The organism is Sphingomonas sabuli (assembly GCF_014352855.1).
GTDB lineage: Bacteria > Pseudomonadota > Alphaproteobacteria > Sphingomonadales > Sphingomonadaceae > Sphingomicrobium > Sphingomicrobium sabuli.
Genome location: NZ_CP060697.1, coordinates 528,573 through 549,458 on the forward strand (window position 1 = coordinate 528,573; position 20,886 = coordinate 549,458).

At 66.6% G+C, this 20,886-nt stretch carries 21 protein-coding genes and 1 tRNA gene; 7 read left to right on the forward strand and 15 right to left on the reverse strand.

The annotated features are described in order from the left end of the window. Positions 1–8: 8 nt before the first annotated feature. The 8 genes from tig to gatC all read right to left on the reverse strand — a co-directional run bounded on the left by tig (position 9) and on the right by gatC (position 8,043). Positions 9–1,625: a trigger factor gene (gene tig, locus H8M03_RS02680; protein WP_187480919.1), complete on the reverse strand. Its 1,617-nt coding sequence runs from the start codon at positions 1,623–1,625 to the stop codon at positions 9–11. A gap of 79 nt (positions 1,626–1,704) precedes the next feature. Then, positions 1,705–1,789 (reverse strand) — tRNA-Leu (locus tag H8M03_RS02685). A 320-nt stretch (positions 1,790–2,109) separates the two neighbouring features. After that, the gene (locus tag H8M03_RS02690; protein WP_187480225.1) at positions 2,110–2,730 is read right to left on the reverse strand and encodes a hypothetical protein; all 621 of its coding nucleotides are present in this window, start codon (positions 2,728–2,730) and stop codon (positions 2,110–2,112) included. After that, positions 2,727–3,968, reverse strand: a complete 1,242-nt coding sequence (locus H8M03_RS02695) for a M48 family metallopeptidase (protein ID WP_187480226.1) — start codon at positions 3,966–3,968, stop codon at positions 2,727–2,729. The genes H8M03_RS02690 and H8M03_RS02695 overlap by 4 nt, the downstream gene beginning before the upstream one ends. Next, complete coding sequence (locus H8M03_RS02700) at positions 3,968–4,747, reverse strand: hypothetical protein (RefSeq protein ID WP_187480227.1); 780 nt, start codon at positions 4,745–4,747, stop codon at positions 3,968–3,970. Before H8M03_RS02700 ends, H8M03_RS02695 begins: the two co-directional genes overlap by 1 nt. Positions 4,748–4,820: 73 nt before the next feature. Beyond that, complete coding sequence (gatB, locus tag H8M03_RS02705) at positions 4,821–6,287, reverse strand: Asp-tRNA(Asn)/Glu-tRNA(Gln) amidotransferase subunit GatB (RefSeq protein ID WP_187480228.1); 1,467 nt, start codon at positions 6,285–6,287, stop codon at positions 4,821–4,823. Continuing rightward, the gene (gene gatA, locus H8M03_RS02710) at positions 6,284–7,756 is read right to left on the reverse strand and encodes an Asp-tRNA(Asn)/Glu-tRNA(Gln) amidotransferase subunit GatA (protein WP_187480229.1); all 1,473 of its coding nucleotides are present in this window, start codon (positions 7,754–7,756) and stop codon (positions 6,284–6,286) included. The genes gatB and gatA overlap by 4 nt, the downstream gene beginning before the upstream one ends. After that, a complete protein-coding gene (gene gatC / locus H8M03_RS02715; RefSeq protein WP_187480230.1) occupies positions 7,756–8,043 on the reverse strand; it encodes an Asp-tRNA(Asn)/Glu-tRNA(Gln) amidotransferase subunit GatC in 288 nt (95 codons plus the stop codon). The genes gatA and gatC overlap by 1 nt, the downstream gene beginning before the upstream one ends. Before the next feature lie 87 nt (positions 8,044–8,130). Here gatC and H8M03_RS02720 point away from each other — a divergent pair, with 87 nt between their 5' ends. Genes H8M03_RS02720 through H8M03_RS02735 form a run of 4 tightly spaced genes read left to right on the forward strand, consistent with a single transcriptional unit; the run spans position 8,131 to position 11,203 of the window. After that, positions 8,131–8,691: a hypothetical protein gene (locus tag H8M03_RS02720; protein ID WP_187480231.1), complete on the forward strand. Its 561-nt coding sequence runs from the start codon at positions 8,131–8,133 to the stop codon at positions 8,689–8,691. Positions 8,692–8,733: 42 nt separating this feature from the next. After that, complete coding sequence (locus H8M03_RS02725) at positions 8,734–9,837, forward strand: DUF3089 domain-containing protein (RefSeq protein ID WP_187480232.1); 1,104 nt, start codon at positions 8,734–8,736, stop codon at positions 9,835–9,837. Continuing rightward, complete coding sequence (gene ruvX / locus H8M03_RS02730; RefSeq protein WP_246449152.1) at positions 9,834–10,307, forward strand: Holliday junction resolvase RuvX; 474 nt, start codon at positions 9,834–9,836, stop codon at positions 10,305–10,307. Before H8M03_RS02725 ends, ruvX begins: the two co-directional genes overlap by 4 nt. An 11-nt stretch (positions 10,308–10,318) precedes the next feature. Further along, on the forward strand, positions 10,319–11,203 hold the full coding sequence (locus tag H8M03_RS02735; protein WP_246449013.1) for an aspartate carbamoyltransferase catalytic subunit: 885 nt from the start codon (positions 10,319–10,321) through the stop codon (positions 11,201–11,203). On the opposite strand, the gene H8M03_RS02740 is transcribed toward H8M03_RS02735, so the two are convergent. From H8M03_RS02740 to H8M03_RS02750, 3 genes are read right to left on the reverse strand one after another with little or no spacing between them, the layout of a single operon-like run. Then, on the reverse strand, positions 11,204–12,610 hold the full coding sequence (locus H8M03_RS02740; RefSeq protein WP_187480234.1) for an SPOR domain-containing protein: 1,407 nt from the start codon (positions 12,608–12,610) through the stop codon (positions 11,204–11,206). It abuts the gene before it with no gap. Position 12,611: 1 nt separating this feature from the next. Further along, the gene (locus H8M03_RS02745; protein ID WP_187480235.1) at positions 12,612–13,328 is read right to left on the reverse strand and encodes a hypothetical protein; all 717 of its coding nucleotides are present in this window, start codon (positions 13,326–13,328) and stop codon (positions 12,612–12,614) included. A 12-nt stretch (positions 13,329–13,340) separates the two neighbouring features. Continuing rightward, the gene (locus H8M03_RS02750; protein WP_187480236.1) at positions 13,341–14,063 is read right to left on the reverse strand and encodes a ParA family protein; all 723 of its coding nucleotides are present in this window, start codon (positions 14,061–14,063) and stop codon (positions 13,341–13,343) included. 137 nt (positions 14,064–14,200) lie between these two features. On the opposite strand from H8M03_RS02750, the gene H8M03_RS02755 reads away from it, so the two are divergent. Beyond that, positions 14,201–15,106 (forward strand): SPOR domain-containing protein, encoded by a 906-nt coding sequence (locus tag H8M03_RS02755; RefSeq protein WP_187480237.1) that lies wholly within the window; start codon positions 14,201–14,203, stop codon positions 15,104–15,106. A 513-nt stretch (positions 15,107–15,619) separates the two neighbouring features. Here the strand turns inward: H8M03_RS02755 and serB are convergent. Continuing rightward, a complete protein-coding gene (gene serB / locus H8M03_RS02760; RefSeq protein WP_187480238.1) occupies positions 15,620–16,498 on the reverse strand; it encodes a phosphoserine phosphatase SerB in 879 nt (292 codons plus the stop codon). Here serB and miaA point away from each other — a divergent pair. Both miaA and ilvC read left to right on the forward strand, forming a co-directional pair. Continuing rightward, positions 16,491–17,432, forward strand: a complete 942-nt coding sequence (gene miaA, locus H8M03_RS02765; protein WP_187480239.1) for a tRNA (adenosine(37)-N6)-dimethylallyltransferase MiaA — start codon at positions 16,491–16,493, stop codon at positions 17,430–17,432. The genes serB and miaA overlap by 8 nt on opposite strands. 9 nt (positions 17,433–17,441) lie before the next feature. Next, on the forward strand, positions 17,442–18,419 hold the full coding sequence (gene ilvC / locus H8M03_RS02770; RefSeq protein ID WP_187480240.1) for a ketol-acid reductoisomerase: 978 nt from the start codon (positions 17,442–17,444) through the stop codon (positions 18,417–18,419). Here ilvC and H8M03_RS02775 read toward each other — a convergent pair. The 3 genes from H8M03_RS02775 to mutL form a co-directional block, all read right to left on the reverse strand. Next, complete coding sequence (locus H8M03_RS02775) at positions 18,416–18,604, reverse strand: hypothetical protein (RefSeq protein WP_187480241.1); 189 nt, start codon at positions 18,602–18,604, stop codon at positions 18,416–18,418. The genes ilvC and H8M03_RS02775 overlap by 4 nt on opposite strands. Positions 18,605–18,674: 70 nt before the next feature. Beyond that, the gene (locus tag H8M03_RS02780; protein WP_187480242.1) at positions 18,675–18,920 is read right to left on the reverse strand and encodes a hypothetical protein; all 246 of its coding nucleotides are present in this window, start codon (positions 18,918–18,920) and stop codon (positions 18,675–18,677) included. 142 nt (positions 18,921–19,062) lie between these two features. Further along, a complete protein-coding gene (gene mutL / locus H8M03_RS02785) occupies positions 19,063–20,814 on the reverse strand; it encodes a DNA mismatch repair endonuclease MutL (RefSeq protein ID WP_187480243.1) in 1,752 nt (583 codons plus the stop codon). Positions 20,815–20,886 lie beyond the last annotated feature (72 nt).

Genomic DNA, 20,886 nt, shown 5'->3' on the forward strand with positions numbered 1-20,886 from the left:
GCCAGTCCCTACTTCTTGGGCTTCTTCGCCGGCGCTTTCTTGGCTGCGGAAGGCTTCGGATCGGCCTTCGCCGCCGAAGCCTTGGCTGGGGCCTTTGCATCCGCCTTGGCCGCCGGCTTCTTGCCGGCGCCGTCCTTCACCGGCTTGGCCGGCTCGGGCTTGTCGGCGGCTTTCTCGACCGCGCCCTTGGCAGGCTTCTCCGGCTTGGCCTTGGCGGCCGGCTTCTTGGCCTTGGCGCCCGACTTGGCCTTGGTCTCGCCAATGTCATGGCCGCAGCCCGGTCCGTGCACATGGCCTTCCTCGCTCTCAAGGTCGGCTTCGACCTCGGCGCGGGTCGCCTTGCGCTCGCTGACGTCAGCCTGCGCGAACAGGAAGTCGACGACCTTGTCCTCGTACAGCGGGGCACGCAGCTGGGCGGCGGCGGCCGGTTCCTGCTGGACATATTGCAGGAAGCGTTCGCGGTCCTGGCCCTGATATTGCGATGCGGCCTGCATCACGAGCCGGCTCATTTCCTGTTCGGTGATCTGGATGTCGTTGGCAGCGCCGATTTCCGACAGCAGAAGGCCAAGGCGCACGCGGCGCTCGGCAATGCGGCGATAATCGTCGGCATCGCCTTCGATTTCCTTCAGCGCGGCAGCCGGATCCTCTTCATGCGTCGCTTCGTGACGAAGCTGCTGCATGATGTTTTCGAATTCCGCATCGACCATCGACGGCGGGACGTCGAAGTCGGCCCGGTCGGCCAGCTGATCGAGCAGGCGGCGCTTCATGTGCGTGCGGGTCAGGCCGTTAAGCTCCTGCTCCTGCTGCTCGCCGAGGATGGTCTTGAGCTGGTCGAGGCTTTCGAGGCCAAGCGACTTGGCGAAATCGTCGTCCGCCTTGGCGTCCGAAGCCACCTTCACCTGCTTGACGGTTACGTCGAAGACCGCGTCCTTGCCCTTCAGCTTTTCCGCCGGATAGTCCTTGGGAAAAGCGACCTTTACTTCGCGGTTGTCGCCGGCCTTGGCGCCGACCAGCTGGTCTTCGAAGCCCGGGATCAGCTGTCCGGACCCGATCTCGGTGGACATGTCGCTGCCCTTGCCGCCGTCGAACGGCGTGCCGTCGATCTTGCCTTCGAAATCCATGACCACGAGGTCGCCCTGCGCCGCCTTGTGCGACTTGCCGGCGTCCTTCCAGCTCTTGTTCGACTGGACCAGCCGCTTGAGCTGCTCGTCGACCGCCTTGCTGTCGGGTTCGATCAACAGCCGCTCGAGCTTGAGGCCGCTGATGTCGGGCTTGCCGATTTCGGGCAGCGCTTCGAGGCTGACGCGAACTTCGGCGTCCTTGCCCGGTTCATAGCCGTCGTCGAGAATCACCTGCGGCTGGGTCGCCGGCCGCAGCTTGTTGTCCTGGAGCAGCTTCTGCACGCCGTCCTGAACCGCACCGCTCAACGCGTCGCGCTGCAGCGAATCGTTGTGCATCTTCTTGATCAGGTTGGGCGGCACCTTGCCGGGGCGGAAGCCCTGCATCCGCACCTGCGGCGCAATCCGCTGCACTTCCTGGTCGACGCGAGCGCTGATGTCCTTTGCCGGGATGGTCAGCATGAAGGCGCGCTTCAGGCCTTCGTTCTCGGTCTCGACGGTCTTGATGGTCACGGTTCTCACTATCCTCATTCTATCAGCCAGCGATGCCCACGCCCGGCAGGTTTAGGACGCCTGCGCGTGGGCATGGTGCGCGCGGAGGGGCTCGAACCCCCACGTCTTGCGACACTGGAACCTAAATCCAGCGCGTCTACCAGTTCCGCCACGCGCGCGCGGACGCTTCCCGAAAGGTGGCGGGCCTATAGCAAGGATCGGCCATTGGGCAAGCGTGCCGGTCTTTTCCCCGCCGCCTGCAACCCGCTGCGGGGGCTGGCGTTTCGCACGGGAGGAGACAGATCATTCAGGACCGACCCAATAACCCCGCCGTTCCGCAGGAAGACCCGCAGCCCGGCCAGGACCCGACGCCCGCCCCGGATTCCCCCAGTCCCGCGATCCCGCCGGCGGAAACGCCAGTGACCACGCCGGACATCGACGTTCCGTCACCGCAGCAGCCGGTGATTGCGCCGGGCGGAAGCCAGGCCAGCCCGACCGCCTAGCGCAATCGCGCCGAAGCCACGATCCCTTCGAAATCGGGCAGCGCGTCATCGTAATAATGCGATCGCGCCGCATCGAGCATGATCAGATAAAGCCGTCCGTTGATGACGGCGCCGACCGCCCTGCCTTTGCGCCAAAGTTCGTCACCGTCGAGATGTTCGTAATCGAACTGGAAGCCGGACTGGCCTAGGAACGGCCGTGGCTGGATCGACAGGGTCTTGAAGTCGATTGCCCCGCCGCGCACGCGATAGGCGCTTTCCAGCATCGCCGTGATTTCCAGCGCGGTCATGTCCGCGTCGAACCGCGGCACCTGCTGCGCCGATCGGGTGTCCGTGCGAATGAGATAGCGGCCGTGCGGCAAGCCGGTGACGAAGGTCAGGTCGTCGAGCAACGGGCCGTTCAACGTCCAGTCTTCCACCCAGCGCACATCGTCGAACAGGAAGTGGCGCTGCCGATTCCATTCGCGCCGCGGAGTCACCGCCAGCGACCGGTCGCCGACATTGGCCTCCTTGACCCGGATCAGCGAATAATAATCGCTGCCGAACCCGCCGCCACCCAGGCTGCTGCACCCGGACAACGCAACGGCAACCGCCACCGCGGCAAGCTTCACCGTCTTCACATCATGCCTCCCGCCGCCATTTGCCGGACCAGCGGCGCATCCGGCGCATCGGGCTTCATCGCCAGATAGCGATTGAAGGCCGCTCGCGCTTCGGGCCGCCGCCCGTCCTTCATCAGCGCCACGCCATGCCAACGAAACGCTTCCGCCGGCGCATCGGGATAGGCGACGGCGATGGCATAGCTTTGCGCTGCCCGCTGCCAGTCACCCTGGCTGTCGCGGTTGCGCAGCCGCCAGACCTCGCCCTCGTAAAAGCGCAACAGGCCGTTCCACCCGTCCTGGGCCAGCGTCTCGATGACATATTGACTGGCGCCCGGGTCGTTGAGCTTGACCTGGTCGTCGAGGATCGTCTGCCGGATGGGATCGATCGCCTGCAGGTAACGGGCGCGGCCGGTTTCGTAAGTCCGGCCCGGGACACGCAATTCCGCCGCCGTGGCGCGCAGGTCCGCCATCCGGGTTTCCGGCGCCGGGTGGGTCGAAAACAAATCGTAGCCCCGGTCGCGGTGCTTGCGGCGGTAGCGCGCGCTGCGGTCCATCTCGCCCACCAGCTGCTGCCACGTGTTCGACATTTCCAGTGGATCGTAGCCGGTTTCCGCGATCAGCCGCGCGCCCATCGCGTCGGCCTCCGCCTCCAGCGTCCGGCTATAGCTGAACAGCGACAGCAGGGTGCCGAGCTGCGCCAGCTGGACGACGTCGCCCAGATAGACCCCGGTCCCGGCGCCGCCGATCCCGGCGGCCATCGCGCCGATCGAGAACAGGTCGCTCTTGCGCCGCATGTCGCGCCATTGCCGGATCATGTGACGGCGCAGGAAGTGGCCCGATTCGTGGGCGATCACGCCGGCCAGCTGCGCTTCGTTGCGCATGCGCAGGAGAAGTCCGGAAAAGACGATCGAGAAGCCGGTCGGGAACATCACCGCGTTGAATTCGGGAATACGGAGGACATAGATGCGCATGTCCTGCGCCGCTGGTCCGCCGACCTTGCCGATCAGGTCGCGGACATAGCCAGTGACGCCCTCGTCCTTAATCAGCAGGTTGGTGCCGGCAACCTCCTCCTCGACCCGCTCCACCTGTTGCCAAAGGCCCTTTTCGTCCTCGTCCGTGGGCCGGTATCCGGGACCGATCAGCGGCACCATCGACGCCGGATCGATGCGCGCATGGGCGATGCCGGTCATGGCCGAGGCCGCCAACGCTCCGCCGCCGGCGAGCAGCGCGCGCCGGCTGATGTCGCAGCGGATGCACATCAGCCCTGCTCCTTCATCTGCCGGCGGATGTCCTTGCCCGGCTTCATCCGACCAAGCAGCCGCTCCACCATCTGCGCCGCGCCCTCGGGCTTCCGGATGTCGCCAAGGTTGATGCCGGCCACCTGGGTGCCGGTCTTGAGCACGTTGAACCACACGACTTCGCCGGTCTTCAGGTCGACCAGCGACGCATAGGCAATCTGTCCGCCGCCGCCGACGTTCGGCGCGCAAAAGCCGACGAAGCAGCCGGCGATGCCCAGCACCTGCAAGGCCACGCGGCCCTTGGACGCGAAACTGTCTTCCGCGTGCAGGAACAGCATGTAGTCGAAGCCGGTCTTGCGGCCGAAATCGACCGCTTCCTGGCCAAGCGTATATTCAAGCGCCCGACCGCGTTTGCTGGGAAGGCGGATGCCCATATATTTGTGCAGCACGATCGATTCATCGACGACGTAGTTGAGCCGCTCGATCTCGGCGACCGTTTCCGGCGTTACGTTGGGCACGTCGCTGCGACGGTCGGCAATCAGCAGCTTGCCCCCGCGCTCGGCCTGCTGGGCCCGCAGGGCGGCGACGATGTTGGTCCGCGCCTGCTCGGTCCAGTCCGCGCGCGGCTCGGTCATGCCGCCCGTGGTCACCGAACCAACGCTGACGTCGGGCCGCAGCACGAGAAGCTTGTAGTCGCCCTGCGGCGGCGTGAACTGAAGGTCCGCATATTGCCGCGTCTGGACGCAGCCGGCGAGCGCGACGCTCGATGCCACCGCAATCGCCATCGTCGATTTACGCATGCACTTCTCCCCTGCCGCCGAACTTTCGTTCGTCGGTAAAAAAATGCAAGCATTTTAAGAGCCTAGGCGGGCGTTACCCGAGCTTGGCGCGCAACCGTTCGTTGACCACCTGCGGATTGGCCTTGCCGGCCATCGCCTTCATCACCTGGCCGACGAAGAAGCCGAACAGCGGCAACTTGCCGCCCTTATACTCGGCCACCTTGTCGGCGTTGGCAGCGAGGATTTCGTCGATCCTTGCGTCGATCTCACCAGTATCGCTGGTCTGTTTGAGCCCGCGCTCCTCGACCACCTCGCCGGCGCTCTTGCCGGTCTCCAGCATGATTTCGAATACCTGCTTGGCAAGGCTGCCCGACAGCGTGCCGTCGCCGACCAGCTTGAGCAGTTCGCCAGCCTGCGCCGGGCTGACCGGGCTATCGCCGATCGATTTATCGAGGCGGTTGAGAGCACCGAAGAATTCCGACGCCGTCCAGTTCGCGGCCGCCTTGGGCTCCGCGCCCGTATCCAGCAGCCCGTCGAACCAGTGGGCGATGTCGACGTCCGCGGTCAGCACGCCGGCATTATAGGGGGTGATGCCCAGTCCTTCGAACCGCTTGCGCTTGGCGTCAGGCAGTTCGGGAAGGCTTGCCCGACATTCTTCCAGAAAGGCGTCGTCCAGTTCCAGCGGCAGCAGGTCGGGGTCGGGAAAATAGCGGTAATCGTGCGCGTCTTCCTTCGACCGCAAGGTACGGGTGACGTTCTTGTCGGGGTCGTACAGGCGGGTTTCCTGGACCACCTCGCCACCGCTCTCCAGCACCTCGACCTGCCGCTTCGCTTCATGCTCGATCACGGCCATGACGAAGCGCACGCTGTTGACGTTCTTGGTCTCGGTACGAGTGCCGAATTCCTCGCCCGGCTTGCGCACGCTGACGTTGACGTCGGCACGCATCGAGCCTTCTTCCATATTGCCGTCGCATGAGCCGACGTAGCGCAGGATCGCCCTCAGCTTGCGAACGTAAGCCCCTGCTTCGGCAGGAGAACGCATGTCCGGGCGGCTGACGATTTCCATCAGTGCGACGCCCGCGCGATTGAGGTCGACATAGCTCATCGTCGCGTGCTGGTCGTGCATCAGCTTGCCCGCGTCCTGCTCGACGTGGATGCGCTCGATGCCGATGGTCTTGGCGCTGCTCTCGTCCTGCTCGTCGGGCAGGACCTCGATCTGCCCCTCGCCTACCAGCGGGTGGTAAAGCTGGCTGATCTGGTAGCCCTGCGGCAGATCCGCGTAGAAGTAATTCTTGCGGTCGAAGCGCGACCAGCGGTTGATCTGCGCTTCCAGCGCCATGCCGGTACGCACCGCCTGGCGAATGCACTCCCGGTTCGGCACCGGCAGCATGCCCGGCATCGCCGCGTCGATCAGCGACACTTGCGTATTCGGCTCCGCTCCGAAAGCGGTGGCAGCGCCGGAAAACAGCTTGGACGCGGTGGCGGTGATCTGGGCGTGAACCTCGAGGCCGATCACGACCTCCCACTCGCCTGTCTCGCCTTTGATGCGATAGTCGCTCACCACCACTTCTCCGCCCGCGCAGTGGGCCCGGCGCGTTCCTCGATTGCCAGGGCAGCGTTGAGCACGCCCTGTTCGTCCAGCTCGTTGCCGATCAGGTGCAGGCCGAGCGGCAGCCCCTGCCCGTCGAGACCGCCCGGGACGCTCATCGCCGGCAGGCCGGCGAGGCTGGCGGGCACCGCGAAGACGTCGTTCAGATACATGGCGATCGGATCGTCGCTCTTTTCGCCGATACCGAAGGCGGCGGACGGCGCGGTCGGAGTCAGGATCAGGTCGCACTGCTCGAAAGCCTTGCGGAAATCCTGTTTGATGAGCGCACGGACCCGCTGCGCCTTGGTGAAATAGGCGTCGTAGAAGCCGGCCGACAGCACGTAGGTGCCGATCATGATGCGGCGCTTGACCTCGGCGCCGAAGCCGGCGGCGCGCGTGGCGGAATACATGGCGTCGAGATTGCCGCCGTCGGGCACCTCGCGCAGGCCGTATCGGACCCCGTCATAGCGGGCGAGGTTTGACGAGGCCTCGGCGGGAGCGATGATGTAGTAAGTCGGCAGCGCATGCTTGGTATGCGGCAGGCTGATCTCGACCGGCTCCGCGCCCGCATCCTTGAGCCATTCGATGCCTCGGTCCCACAGCGCGTTGATTTCGTCCGGGACGCCGTCAATGCGATACTCCTTAGGAATACCGACGCGCTTTCCTTTGAGATTGCTCGACAATCCGGCTTCCCACTGCGGCACCGGCTCGTCCAGCGAGGTCGAATCCTTGGGGTCGAACCCGCTCATCGCCTCGAGCATGATCGCGCAATCGCGGACCGTTTTCGCCATCGGCCCAGCCTGATCGAGCGAGCTGGCGAAGCTGACGATGCCCCAGCGCGAGCAGCGGCCATACGTCGGCTTGATCCCGCAAATGCCTGTGAAGGCGGCTGGCTGGCGGATCGAGCCGCCGGTGTCGGTCCCGGTCACGCCGGGCGCGAGGCCCGCGGACACCGCCGCAGCAGACCCGCCCGAGCTGCCGCCCGGAGTCAGCGACGCGTTGCTGCCATCCTTGCGCCGCCACGGCGAGATCACCGGGCCATAGGCGCTAGTCTCGTTGGACGAGCCCATGGCGAATTCGTCCATGTTGAGCTTGCCGAGCATGCCCGCGCCGGCCTTGCGAAGATTGGCGACGACCGTGCTCTGGTAACGCGGCTTGAAGTCCTTGAGGATGCGGCTGCCCGACGTGGTGTCCACGCCTTCGGTAGCGAACAGGTCCTTGATACCCAGCGGAATGCCGGCGAGCGGGCCGGTGATCTCCCCCCGGTCGGCGGCGTCGGCCACCGCCAGAGCGTCGTCCGGCGTTTCGACGGTGTATGCGTTGAGCGCGCGACCGGCGGCGACCGCTGCATTGTACGCCTCCGCGACCTCGCGCGCCTTGAAGCTGCCGCCTGCGATGCCGTCGCGGAGCTCGGCAATAGTCTTGTTGGTCAGCTCCGACACTATTCGATCACCTTCGGGACGGCGAAGAAGCCGTGTTCGGCATCCGGCGCGTTGGCGAGGATGTCCTCGCGCTTGTCGCCGTCGGTCACGGCGTCGTCGCGCAGCCTCAACTTCTGGTCGATCACGGCGGTCAGCGGCTCGACCCCGTCGGTGTCGACTTCGCCAAGCTGCTCGACCCAGCCGAGGATGTTGTTGATTTCGGGCACAAGCCGCTCAAGCTCCGCATCGCTCATGGCGATTCGAGCCAGCTTGGCGATATGGCGGACCTGGTCGGGGGAAACGGACATCGGGGGCCGGATAGCGGTGGCGCCACGTAGCGGCAAGCGTTGCGGGAACTCCTTGCCGCCAAAGCGATTTTCACCGCCATGATCCGCTTGCCCATCCTTTCCGTCTTCGTCCTTGCGACCATCGCCGCCTGCACCACCGCCACTCCGCCAGCCGAACCAGGCCCGCCGACGATCGTGACGGCGGATCGGCCGCTGCAGGTCACGCCCGGCGATGCCGCGCTCAGCGACGTTCGCAACGATCTGCTGGTCACCGCCACCGACCGGTTCGGCCAGGCGCGGCTGGACGAAGCGCTCGCCGCCCCCGCCACGCTGATCGCCAAGCGGTTCGCCGGTATGTTGCCGCCCCCGCCTCCCGGTGAAACGGCGCCCGCCTACGTCCCGCCAGCGGCATTGCTGATGAAGGGTGCCGACGGCTGGTTGAAGGCGACCGCGACCGGCTGGACCCCGCTAAAAGCGGAGCAGGCGGCGGAGCTTGACGCGGTCATCGCCAACCCCGCGTTCTGGAGCGAGTCGGCATCCGTCCAGGCCTGCCCGGACTATGGCTCGAGCCAATTGCTGCTGAAGACCCCCGGCAACCCGGAAACTGTGCGCAACAGCCAGTGCACCAGCGTCGCCGAAAAGGCCGTCCAGGCCGCCCTCAACGGCTAGGCCATTGCCCCGATAGCATCGAGCCCCTAACCGCCGCGGCCAATGTACGCGCGCCGTTTCCTTGTTTTCGTCACCGTCCTCACCCTGCTCGCAGTGGTCGCTGCCTTCGCCTTTTTCCAATGGGGCGGGCAGGCGCTGGTCAGTCAGGGCACGCCCAAGGGTCATTTCGAGCAGCCGGCCGATAGCGCGCCCCCGGCCTATGCCGATGCCGGCCTGTGGCTTGCCCGCCCGGACATCGCCGGCAACCCTGCGGGATGGCTCCCGGATGGCTATGCTGCGGACGGGGCGGCCGGACAGGCGGCGGTCTTCTACATCCACCCCACCACCTACTTGCGCACCGACCGCTGGAACGCGCCCTATCGGGACGCGAACAGCGCCAGCCGCGACGATCTGTTCGTTCGCAGCCAGGCATCGGCGTTCAACGGCGTCGGCAAAATCTGGGCGCCGCGCTACCGCCAGGCGGCTTATGGCGCTTTCCTGCTGGATTCCGAGGATGCGCGTCAGGCGCTCGACCTCGCCTATCGCGATGTTTCCGCGGCATTCGACGAATTCCTCAAACAGGCCGGGCGAGACCGACCGATTGTCCTTGCGGGGCATAGCCAGGGCGCGCTGCACCTCATTCGCCTGCTTCGCGAACGCCATGCCCAGCTCGGCAACCGGCTGGTCGCCGCTTATGTCGTCGGCTGGCCGATCGATACCGTCGCCGACCTGCCCGCGCTCGGCGTTCCGGCCTGCAACGCCCCGGCCGACACCGGCTGCGTCCTGTCGTGGATGACGTTCGGCGATCCGCCCAACCCGCAGGTCCTGCTCAGCCAGTGGCAGGATGCGGACAGCCTGGCCGGCGGCGAGCGGCAACAGGACCAGGTACTGTGCGTCAATCCGATCACCGGCAAGCGCGACGACGCTGCTCCGGCCTCTGCCAACCCCGGCACGCTGGTTCCTGACGCGACCTTTACGTCGGCCTCGCTCAACCCCGGCGTGGTCGGCGCGCGCTGTACCCGCGGGTTGCTGATTGCCGACGGCATGCTGCCCGCGCTCGGGCCCTTCGTCCTCTTCGGCAACAACTACCACGTCTACGACTACGCCCTGTTCTGGGGCGCGATCCGCGAGGATGCGCGGCGGAGGCTGACTGCTTGGCAGCGCTGATTACCCCCGACACGCGGGTCTTTGTCACGGCGCTGGGGGGGCCGGGGAAACTCGCCGGGCTGGACGTCGGAACCCGGACCATCGGCGTTGCCAGTTGCGACAGCGGGTGGAGCTTCGCCGGGCCGCTGGAGACCATCCGCCGTACAAAATTCACCAAGGACCTGGAGCAATTGCGTGGCCTGCTGGCCCGGGAACGCTATGCGGGGGTCGTCGTCGGCCTGCCGCTCAATATGGACGGCAGCGACAGCCCGCGGACCCAATCGGTACGCGCCTTCGCCCGCAACCTCGCGCCGCTCGAGCTGCCGGTCTTGCTGTGGGACGAACGCTGGTCGACGCAGGCGGTGGAACGGGCGATGATCGCCGCTGACGTCAGCCGCGCCCGCCGCGCGGAAAAGGTCGACGCGCTTGCCGCCGCCCATATCCTGCAGGGCGCCATCGACGCTCTGGCAAATCTTCCGCCGGACGAATAAGCGAGCTTTTCGTGGACCTGCTTTCGATCAACGACCTTGGCGACGACCAGATCGCACGCGTCCTCGACCGCGCGGATTCTTTCCTTGCCGCCAACCGCGCCGGCGAACGGGCCAGGACGCTGGACGGGCGGATCGTCTTTAACCTGTTCTACGAAAACTCGACCCGGACGTTGATGTCCTTTGCCACCGCCGCGCACCGCCTGGGCGCCAGCGTCGTCACCCTGCCGGTGGAACAATCGTCGGTGAAGAAGGGCGAAACGCTGCGCGACACGGCGCACACGCTCAACGCGATGCGGCCCGATGCGCTGGTGGTCCGCCACGGCGACAATCAGGCGCCGGCTGTCGTGGCCGGAATCATGGATTGTCCGGTGCTCAACGCCGGCGACGGCACCAACGAACATCCGACGCAGGCGCTGCTGGACGCCGCCACGATGCGGGCGCACTTCGGCAAGCTGGACGGGCTCAAGGTCGCGATCGTCGGGGACATCCGCCACAGCCGCGTCGCCCATTCCAATGCCCTATTGCTGTCGCGCCTTGGCGCTGAGGTGCGGCTGGCGGGCCCGCCGATGCTGATGCCGGACGACCGCGACGGCGCGTTCAGCGTCGAAGACGCCATCGCGGACGCGGACGTGGTGATGATGCTGCGTGTCCAGCGCGAACGCCTAGAGGAAGATCTGGGCGACGCGCCGGGGGAATATCTGGCCCGTTACGGCCTGACCCGCGACCGATTTGCAACCGCCGCGCCTAATGCCGTGGTCATGCACCCCGGCCCGATGAACCGCGGCGTGGAAATCGAAAGCGCGGTGGCGGACGACCCGGACCGCTCGCTGATCGGCCTTCAGGTCGAATATGGCGTGGCCGTCAGGATGGCCTGCCTGGAGTTGCTCGCCGGCTGATTAGCGCGACGCGAGCTGGACCGGGGCGTCGCCGTTGACCTGGCGGACGAAGCAGGCGCCGCCGCGGCCACGCAGGACCTCGCACCGAGTGGCCGCTTCGCTGCGCGAGGCAAAACCTTTGATCGACAGACGCCACACGGTGCCCTTCGGCCCGTTGAACTTGGCGCGCATCGGCGTGTAGCCCGCGAGCGCCGGATAGCGCTTGGTGAGCTTGTCCCATGCTGCGGAAACCCGCTCCGGCGTGCTGTACGCGCCAAGCTGGACGACGGAGGTCGACCCGCCGCGGGCTCCGGCCTTGCGGACCGGCGCAAAGGCCGCGTGATCGGGCTTCTTGGCGAAGCTCGCCGGGCGCTCGCGAACCGGAGCGGGCACCGACGCGGCAACGAGCGGCACTTCCGGCTCGGCTTCCTTGACCGGCTGCGGCAATGCAGCGGTCTGCAATTCGGCCACAGGCGGCGCCTGGAGCAGCGTCCGCGCTGCCTCCGAGACAACGATCTCTTCGCTCAGCATGCTGGCGACTTCATGCGGCATTTCGGCCGGCGCGGGCATCGGTTCCGGCAGCGAGGGCGGCGGCGCCGACGGCGCTTGCGCCACTTCCACCGGCAGTTGCGGCAGCGGCTGCAGTTGCGGTTGCGGGGCAGCGACCTGCGCATACGCCTTGTCCGACGGCTGGGCGTTGAGCGCGAGCCGGACCGGCTGGCCCGGGTCGACGGCGGGTGTAACGCCGGTCAGCGCCGCGACCTGGTCCGAAGCGCGCGTCGGCGTGGTCATCGCCATCCATTGCTGCATCCGGCCGTCCAGCTGATCGGCCGGGACGTCCTGCGCGGCGACCGCGCGGGCCATCGCCCAATCGCCCGACAAGGCATAGGCCAGCGCGAGGTTCTGACGGACTCGCGGATCGGTGTCGTTCATGCGTGCCGCCGGGTCGAGCACCGCGATCGCCGCTTCCGGATATCCGGCAAGCGCGATGGCCAGTCCGTAATCGGCCGCATCGACCGCGCCACGAGCGGAATCGAGCACCGCGACGGCGGCGTCCTTCTTGCCCTGCGCGATCTGCACCAGCGCGAGCTTCAGGATTACCTGCGGCTGGCGCGGCATCAAGGACAGCGAATCGCTGTAGGCGGCTTCCGCGGAGGCGAAGCGGCCGGCGGCGAAGTAGCAATTGCCGAGCAAAGCCCGGAAGCCGGCATCGTTGGGCGTGTGCTCGACCGCCTGCTCGGCAAAGTCGACCGCGGCGGCAAGCCGGTTGGCTGCCAGCGCGGCCTGCGCCCGCATTGCCAGCCCGACATGTTCCTTTTCGACCTTGGCGCCGGCGGTCTGCGACGCGCCGGTCGAGCATCCCGAAAGCAGCGCGGCAATCGCGATCGCCGAGGCGGCGGTACGGAGGCGGTTCGGGACGATCATCATATTACCCCTTGCGATTGGCCTTCGCGACCATGGCGTCGAGTTCCGGCATGGACTCGAGCAGGCTGTCGAGAGCCTGCGTGACGAATTGCTGGGCCGAGCGCCCGTCGAGCGCGCAGGCCATGCGAAGCTTGAGATGCCGTTCGCGGTCGAGGCGCAGCGTGAAGGCGGCCTTCCCCTTGGCACCCGGAGCGGAGCGGACCTTCGGCGCGCGCCGCGGCGCAGGCGCCGGAGCGGGCGCCGTCCGAACGACGGTGACAGGCTCCGGCTTCTTCGCCAGGACCAGCGGCGCCGGCGCTTCCTCGACCGGCTCGAATGCTTCGACCACTTCCTCGGCCTCGGCCTCGGCCTCTTCCGCGTCGGGATCGTAGAGTTCGGCGGTCTCGTCGAGATCTTCCTCGCCCGCATCGTCAGGCGAATAGGTCGACAGGCGTCCGGCGATCTCGGCCTGCTGGTCGTGAACCGGCGATTGCACCGGGGTCAGGCCAGCGAGATTGTGCGGATGCGCCGGAACGACTTCCCCGAACGCGTCCTGATCGACGTCGCGTTCCACCGGGTCGGCCGGCTTGGGCGGTTCGAAGCCCATGTCGTTCCAGCCAAGGTCTTCAAGACCCGCGCCGACCTGGCCGAAGCCCTGCGGCCGCATGGCCGGACGTGCCGCGCCCTTCCGCGCGAGCAGGCCCGAGGACAAGGAAGCAAAAGGCTTGGGTTCGCTGTTCACGCCCACCCCCGCTTACTGACCCACGACGCGGCGGCCGAAACCGCCGACGGGACGCGGACTGGCCGAACCGATACCCGGCGCGGCGTTCGGGGCCGCGAATACGGTGCGGCGGAAATTCTTCTCGAGGCGGTCGGAGATGTAATCCCAAAGCTCGACCACTTCCTTGGCGGAGCGGCCGTTGGGATCCACTTCCATCACCGTGCGGCCGTCGATCATGGACGCCGCGAAGTCGGTGCGGTGGTGGACGGTGACCGGAGCAACCGTGCCATGCTGCGACAGCGCGACCGCGGCTTCGTAGGTAATTTTCGCCTTTGGCGTCGCCGCGTTGACGACGAAGATCAGCGGCTTGCCGGCGCGGTCGCACAAGTCGACCGTGGCGCCGACGGCGCGCAAGTCGTGCGGGCTCGGGCGGGTCGGAATGACGATCAGCTCAGCGACCGCGATCACGCTCTGAATCGCCATGGTGATGGCCGGCGGCGTATCGATGACCGCAAGGCGGAAGCCCTGCTGCCGAAGAACTTCAAGATCCGATGCAAGACGGGCGACGGTGGTCTGGGCGAAGGCGGGCATTTCCGCTTCGCGTTCGTTCCACCAGTCGGCCAGGCTGCCCTGCGGGTCGATATCGATCAGACAGACGGGACCAGCGCCCGCAAGCTGAGCTTGCACCGCGAGGTGACCGGAAAGCGTAGTCTTTCCCGATCCGCCCTTCTGCGATGCCATAGCGAGAACGCGCATGTTTTCCCCTGCCCCTAATATTCGATCGATCGAGGGCCGGAGTGACACCGAAGGCTCTAAAATCTGGTTAATGCAATCAAGACGCTGTTGCCGCCGGCGCGAACTGCGCTAATTTAACCGGCGGAGGTCGGGTGGTCATGAAGTTCAACTCTTTCAACTTGTTAGCAGCCGCGGCCTGTGTCGTTGCCGCCCCTGCCCCCGCACTCGCGCCGCGCACGGTAAAGGACGGAATCAGCGCCTGGCAGAAATCCGACTATGCCCAGGCGGTCGCCATCTGGACCCCGTTGGCGGAAAAAGGCGATGCCGACGCGGCCTTCAATCTTGGCCAGGCCTATCGTCTTGGCCGCGGCGTGAAGATCGACCTGTCCGCCGCCACCCGCTGGCTCGAAAAGGCGGCCAAGGCGGGACATCTCGATGCCCAGACGACGCTCGGCCTGTTGCAATTCGACGGCGGCGACCGCGATGCGGCCATGCGCTGGCTAAAGCAGGCAGCGGAACGCGGCGAAGCGCGGGCGATGCTGGTCTACGGCACCGCGTTGTTCAACGGCGACGCGGGCGCGCGCGACCCGATTACGGCCTATGCTTATGTCAGCCGCGCCGCAGCGCAGGGTTTGGGCCCGGCCAAGACCACGCTTGCGGAAATGGACGCGGTCCTGCCGATCGACCTGCGCAAGAAAGGCGTGGCATTGGCGCAGTCGAAAGCCAAGGCCGCCCCCGCTCCCAGCGCGAAGCCCCCGATCAAGGTGGGCGCCAGGCCGGCAGCGGAAAAGACGGCGGCCAGGGCCGAACCCGCCCCGGCAGCAAGCGCGAACGGCAAATGGCGAATCCAGCTCGGCGCGTTCTCCAAGCGCAACTCCGCCGAAGCACTTTACAAGAAACTGTCAGGCTCAGCCCCCGTCGCCGGGCATCCGGCGACCTATGTCGCGGTCGGCGCTGTCACCCGGCTACAGGTCGGCGGCTATCCGTCAAAAGCCGCGGCGACGTCCGCTTGCGCCACCCTGTCGGCGCGCGGCCAAGCCTGCTTTCCAGTCGAGGGTAAATAGCGTCCGCCTTTGGCACCTTGCAGAGATCGAGGCGGCCTATTCTGAAACTCCTGGTTCGCTCAAAGTTGCTAATGTGGTGCGCCGCTTTCGTAGCTGCCGCTGCATTGGTGGTTACGTTTCCCGTATGGGCAATGGGGGCAGCGGTCTTCCTCGACACCGAACGGAACACCATCGCCCGAACTTTGTCACCGGACGGGGCGCGCGTGGCACAGGTCGAACGACTGGTAGTCGGCGGCGCGCCATCAATTGTCGTGACGGTTCGGCCTAGATGGTCGCCAAACTGGTATGTACTCGGATGCGCCGCCGCGTCACACTACGGAGATACTCCGGCCCGTGTGAAATGGGCGTCAAATCACGCGTTGATAGTCGAGGCCACTTACGCCGAAGCTGGCTTCTGGAAAACAGACGGAGCGCCCTTTCATCAGTCCGGTTGCAAGAAGGTCGCCGTGACTATCACGCACGACTTCGCCTCCAAGCATTGATGTAGGCCTCCTACTCCAATCTTCCGCCGGATCAGCGCGCCACCCATTCCGTCTTCCTGATGCCCTGTGCCCACAAGAGGGCGTCGAGGCCGTGGTGGCGGATCTGGGCGTCGGCGGCTTCGACCAGCGCCGGCTTGGCGCGATAAGCCACGCCCAGCCCCGCTTCCTCGATCATCAAGCGGTCGTTGGCGCCGTCGCCGATCGCCAGCACCGCGTCATCCGCCAGCCCCAGCTCCGCGCGTGCCTGGCGCAAGCCGTCCACCTTGGCCTGCGCGTCGACGATCGGATCGGCGACCTTCCCGCTCAATTGCGTACCGTCGAATAATAATGTGTTGGCGCGGACCCGGTCGAAGCCGATCATGCTTGCCACCGGTTCGGCGAACGACAGGAAGCCGCCGGAAATCAGCAGTGCGCTGGCGCCGCCGATCCGCATCGTCCGCACAAGGGTCGCAGCGCCGGGATTGGGCACGACGCGCTCGGCCAGGCAGCGGGCGATAGCGTCTTCTTCCAGCCCCGAAAGCATCGCCACGCGCTCGCGCAGCGCGGCCTTGAAGTCGAGCTTGCCCTGCATCGCCCGCTCGGTGATCTCCGCGACCTCACGCTTGAGGCCCGCGAAGTCGGCCAACTCGTCGATGCATTCCTGCCCGATGATGGTCGAATCCATGTCGGCGACCAGCAATTTGCGAAAGCGCGGCTCCGCTTGCTGAACGACGACGTCGACCTCGGGAAGGTCCTCCAGCGCCCATCTTGCGGCGCGGGCGTCGCCGGAAAAATGCAGGTCGGCGGCGTCGCCTTCGTCGATCCATGCACCAAACGAAGCGCGCGGATCGACCTCGCGCAAGGCGCCGAGCGCCCGGTCGACCAGCCTGTCATCCAGCCGTCCCTTTGCTATCACCGTCGCAATGAGCATCCGTTCGTCTTCCCTGCCTCCTGTCGCCTTAATCGCGGGGCCGACGGCCAGCGGCAAGTCGGCACTTGCACTGGCGCTGGCCGAAACGATGGGTGGCGTCATAATCAATGCCGACAGCGCGCAGCTGTACCGCGACTTGCCTATCCTCAGCGCGGCGCCTTCCGCTCGCGATCGTGCGCGGGCGGACCACCGTCTATACGGGGTACGCGACGGCGCCGAACCCTGTTCCGCGGCCGCGTGGGCGACGCTCGCGCGGGCCGAGATTGCCGACGCGCACGCGGCGGGCACGCTGCCGATCCTTGTCGGCGGGACAGGCCTTTACCTGCGCACCTTGCTCGACGGCATCGCGCCGGTGCCGGAGATTGACGCGGAGGTTCGTCACCGGGTCCGCGACGCCAGCGTGGAGAAAAATCGCCGGCAGCTCGAGCAGGCCGATCCCGCCGCCGCGGCGAGGCTTCACGCCGGCGACACGACACGGATCGCCCGCGCGCTGGAAGTAGTGCTGTCCACCGGCAAGCCGCTGACCGCATGGCAGGCAAATCGCGAGGGCGGCATAGGCGACAGTATCGCGCTCAGCCCCATCGTGCTGCTTCCGCCGCGCGATTGGCTGTACTGCCGCTGCGACCGGCGCTTTGCAAACATGGTGGAGGACGGCGCCGTGGAGGAAGTCCGAACGCTGCTGGCGCGCGGGCTCAACCCCGCCCTCCCCGTCATGCGAGCGATCGGGGTGCGCGAGATTGCGGCTTTTCTCGCGGGGGAGAGCGACCGCGACGCGATGCTCATCCGCGGCTGCCAGGCCACGCGCAATTACGCCAAGCGGCAATATACCTGGTTCGCCCACCAGCCGCCGGCGGGGTGGCCGCGCTTCACCCGTGCACTCGACGATGACGCGGCGACAACCGATGCGCTGGCGCTGCTGGAAGCGACGGCGTAGGCGGCGACCATGAATTTGACCCGTGAAACCGAAATCGATTCCGCGCCGCTAGACGGCAGGCGAGTGGCCATCGTCGGCTATGGCAACCAAGGCCGGGCGCAGGCGCTCAATCTCAAAGACAGCGGCGTGGAAGTGGTGGTCGGCTTGCGCGGCGCCTCGGGCAGCGCAATCGAAGCGCAGTCGGCGGGGCTGAAAGTCGCGCTGCTCGAAGATGCGGTGGGATCGGCGGATATCGTCATGCTGCTCGCTCCGGACGAGATCCTCGGCGACCTGTACCGCGAGATCGAGCCCAATCTTCGTGAAGGCGCGGCGCTCGGCTTCAGCCACGGCCTCGCCGTTCACTTCGGCTACCTTGCGCCGCGTCCAGACCTCGACGTCTATATGATCGCGCCAAAGGGGCCGGGCACCGCGCTGCGCTCGCTCTACACCGAGGGCAAGGGAATGATCGCCTTATGGGCGGTGGCGCAGGATGCCACAGGCAATGCACGCGGCATCGCTCTGGCTTACGGCCGCGCCATCGGCTGCGCCCGTGCAGGGCTGATCGCGTCGTCCTTCGAGGAAGAAGCGGTCGCCGACCTGTTCAACGAGAATGCGGTGGTGTGGGGCGGCGTGCCTGAGCTGCTGCGCGCCGGCTTCGAAACGCTGGTCGAAGGCGGCGTGACGCCAGAGATCGCCTATCTCGAGTGCGTCGGCGAACTGAAGCTGCTGGCCGAGTTGATCGACGCACGCGGCATCGCCGGAATGCGCGAAGTGATTTCCAATACCGCCGAGCTCGGCGCCGTCAGCGGTGGTCCGCAGATCATCCGGCCCGATATCCGCGAGCGCATGCGCGAGGTTCTTGGCGCGGTGAAGTCAGGCGCCTTCGCAACGTCGCTGCGCGAGGAAGCGCAGGCGGGGTATCCGCAGCTGGACAAAGCGCGCAGCGACGCGCGCGCACAATCGATCGAGGCCGCGTATCGCAGCATTCGGGATTTGAAGGCGGACTAGCCGACCTGGTCGGCGACGGGCGCTTCGCGGTCTCCGACAGACGCGCGCTCAAGATAGATCAGCTGCATCTTTTCATGCACCGCCTTGGCATCGGCATCGGCGGCTGCCGCGGCCAGCTGCTGCTCCTCTGCTGCGCGCTGTGCGTAATAAGCGCGATTGCCGCCGCCGGTCTGTTCCTCGTCCATCGCCCTGCTCCTGCCAGGCGACGAACGTATCAGATTAAGTCAAAATGTCCCATAGCCGCGAGGAGTGGATCTAGAAGTTCATCGTCAGGCCGACGGCCACCTTCTTCGACTTGCCGGCGAACGGCGTGTTCGGGCCGTCCTCCGTCTTGGGCTTCATCCGAAAAACGCCAAGGCCAAGGGTGGTGTTGGGCGCCACGTTGCGGCCGATGATGATGCCCCGCCCGCGCTTCCACGTTCCGTCGGGCGCCTGATAGTCGGCAACCGGCACCGCGAACTTGCGCACGTCTAGTTCCGGCTCCGACGCGGGCGCCTTCACCAACGGCTGCTGAGCGGCCGCCGGAGCGGCCCACAATAGTCCAATCAGTAGAAACCTCGTCACGGTCGCCACGTCTCCCCTGTTGCCGCGAAAACAGCGGAGATTTGGATCGGTTCCCCAACGAACCATAAGGAAACACTGCCTATTTGCGGCCAAACAGCTTCTCGATGTCGCCATGGGCAAGCTTCACCCACGTCGGCCGGCCGTGGTTGCATTGCCCCGAACGCGGCGTGACTTCCATTTCGCGCAGAAGCGCATTCATTTCATGCACCGACAGCACCCTGCCCGCCCTGACCGACCCGTGGCACGCGATAGTCGCTTCGACATGGTCGAGGCGTTCCTGCAGCGACATCGCCGACCCCAATTCGGCGATTTCCCCGGCCAGGTCGGCCAGCAATTTGTGGATATCCGGCTGGCCCAGCGCGGACGGAACCGAGCGCACCAGCATCGAGGTCGGCCCGAACCGTTCCAGCTCCAGCCCAAGATCGCCAAGCTGGCCGGACGCATCCTCCAGGCGGTCGCAATCCGGCTCATCCAGCTCGACCACCTCGGGCAGCAGAAGCACTTGGCGCGGCACGACGCCGCCTGATCGCGCGGCGCGCAGCCTCTCCAGTACCAGCCGCTCATGCGCCGCATGCTGGTCGACGATCACCAGCCCATCTTCGGCCTCGGCGACGATATAGGTGCTGGCGACCTGGCCGCGCGCGACACCGAGAGGATGCGAGCGAACCGGCTCGACCGGCGCCAGCGCGGGCTCCGCTCGACCGGCGGGATCGACGCGGATGCCGGTGAACAACGCCCGTTCCTCGCGCACGCCCGCTGGCGGCATCGGCGGGGGCGCATATGCGGGCGGCTCCGACACGTCGCTCGACCACATCACCGGCGCAGCCGACTGCTCGCGCGCGGCGCTGCGGTGGGATTCGGCGTCGAGCGCGTGGCGAATCGTGCTGACGATCAGGCCGCGCACGGCCGCGGGGTCGCGAAAGCGAACCTCGGTCTTGGCCGGATGGACGTTGACGTCGACCTCGTCGAGCGGAACGGTCAGGAACAAGGCCGCGATCGGATGGCGGTCGCGCGCGATCATGTCGCGATAGGCGCCGCGCAGGGCGCCGACGAGAAGCCGGTCCTTTACCGGCCGCGAATTGACGAACAGATATTGGCGGTCGGCGACGCCGCGGTTGAAGGTCGGCAAGCTGACCACACCGCTCAGTCCCAACCCGTCGCGGACGCTGTCGATGCCGACACCGTGCCGGTCGAGTTCCGCGGTCAACAACGCCGCGACCCGCACCGGCGCTTCCGACGGCTGCACTGAAAAGACGGCGCGGCCGTCATGTTCCAGCGTGAAGGCGACATCCGGCCGCGCCATCGCCAGCCGCCGCACGGCGTCCAGGCTGGCGGAGTATTCGGCACGCGGGCTGCGCATGAACTTGCGCCGCGCCGGGACCTTGTCGAACAATTGCTCGACGCGCACGCGGGTTCCGGGCGGGAGCGCCGCGGGCCCCTCGCCCGCCGGCTTCCCATGGTCGACGACGACTTTCCACCCGTCCTCGCCGCGCACCCTGCTCTCGAGCGTAAAGTGCGACACGCTGGCGATCGACGGCAGCGCCTCGCCGCGAAAGCCGAAGCTGGTGACGCGGTCGATATTGTCGTCCGGAAGCTTGGACGTCGCGTGCCGTTCCAGCGCGAGCCGCATGTCCGCCGGGCTCATCCCCGACCCGTCGTCGATCACTTCGATCAGCCCGGTACCGCCCCCGGACAGTCTGACCGTGACGCTGCTGGCCCCGGCATCCAGCGCGTTTTCGACCAGCTCCTTAAGGGCGCTGGCCGGGCGTTCGACGACCTCGCCCGCCGCGATCCGGTCGACCAGCTGGGAAGGCAGTCTCCTTATTGACATGTTAATAGCTCTAGCCCAATCCGAGCCGTCCCGCGAAGCGCTGATTTGACCCAGGAAAATTCAGTTTGCCTT

Excerpts from the sequence above, each read along its gene's own strand:
- H8M03_RS02695 (WP_187480226.1), bottom strand. The coding sequence starts at position 3,968 with ATGTGCATCCGCTGCGACATCAGCCGGCGCGCGCTGCTCGCCGGCGGC.
- H8M03_RS02700 (WP_187480227.1), bottom strand. The coding sequence starts at position 4,747 with ATGCGTAAATCGACGATGGCGATTGCGGTGGCATCGAGCGTCGCGCTC.
- gatC (WP_187480230.1), bottom strand. The coding sequence starts at position 8,043 with ATGTCCGTTTCCCCCGACCAGGTCCGCCATATCGCCAAGCTGGCTCGA.
- H8M03_RS02725 (WP_187480232.1), top strand. The coding sequence starts at position 8,734 with ATGTACGCGCGCCGTTTCCTTGTTTTCGTCACCGTCCTCACCCTGCTC.
- H8M03_RS02740 (WP_187480234.1), bottom strand. The coding sequence starts at position 12,610 with ATGATGATCGTCCCGAACCGCCTCCGTACCGCCGCCTCGGCGATCGCG.
- H8M03_RS02750 (WP_187480236.1), bottom strand. The coding sequence starts at position 14,063 with ATGCGCGTTCTCGCTATGGCATCGCAGAAGGGCGGATCGGGAAAGACT.
- H8M03_RS02755 (WP_187480237.1), top strand. The coding sequence starts at position 14,201 with ATGAAGTTCAACTCTTTCAACTTGTTAGCAGCCGCGGCCTGTGTCGTT.
- miaA (WP_187480239.1), top strand. The coding sequence starts at position 16,491 with ATGAGCATCCGTTCGTCTTCCCTGCCTCCTGTCGCCTTAATCGCGGGG.
- serB (WP_187480238.1), bottom strand. The coding sequence starts at position 16,498 with ATGCTCATTGCGACGGTGATAGCAAAGGGACGGCTGGATGACAGGCTG.
- ilvC (WP_187480240.1), top strand. The coding sequence starts at position 17,442 with ATGAATTTGACCCGTGAAACCGAAATCGATTCCGCGCCGCTAGACGGC.
- H8M03_RS02775 (WP_187480241.1), bottom strand. The coding sequence starts at position 18,604 with ATGGACGAGGAACAGACCGGCGGCGGCAATCGCGCTTATTACGCACAG.
- mutL (WP_187480243.1), bottom strand. The coding sequence starts at position 20,814 with ATGTCAATAAGGAGACTGCCTTCCCAGCTGGTCGACCGGATCGCGGCG.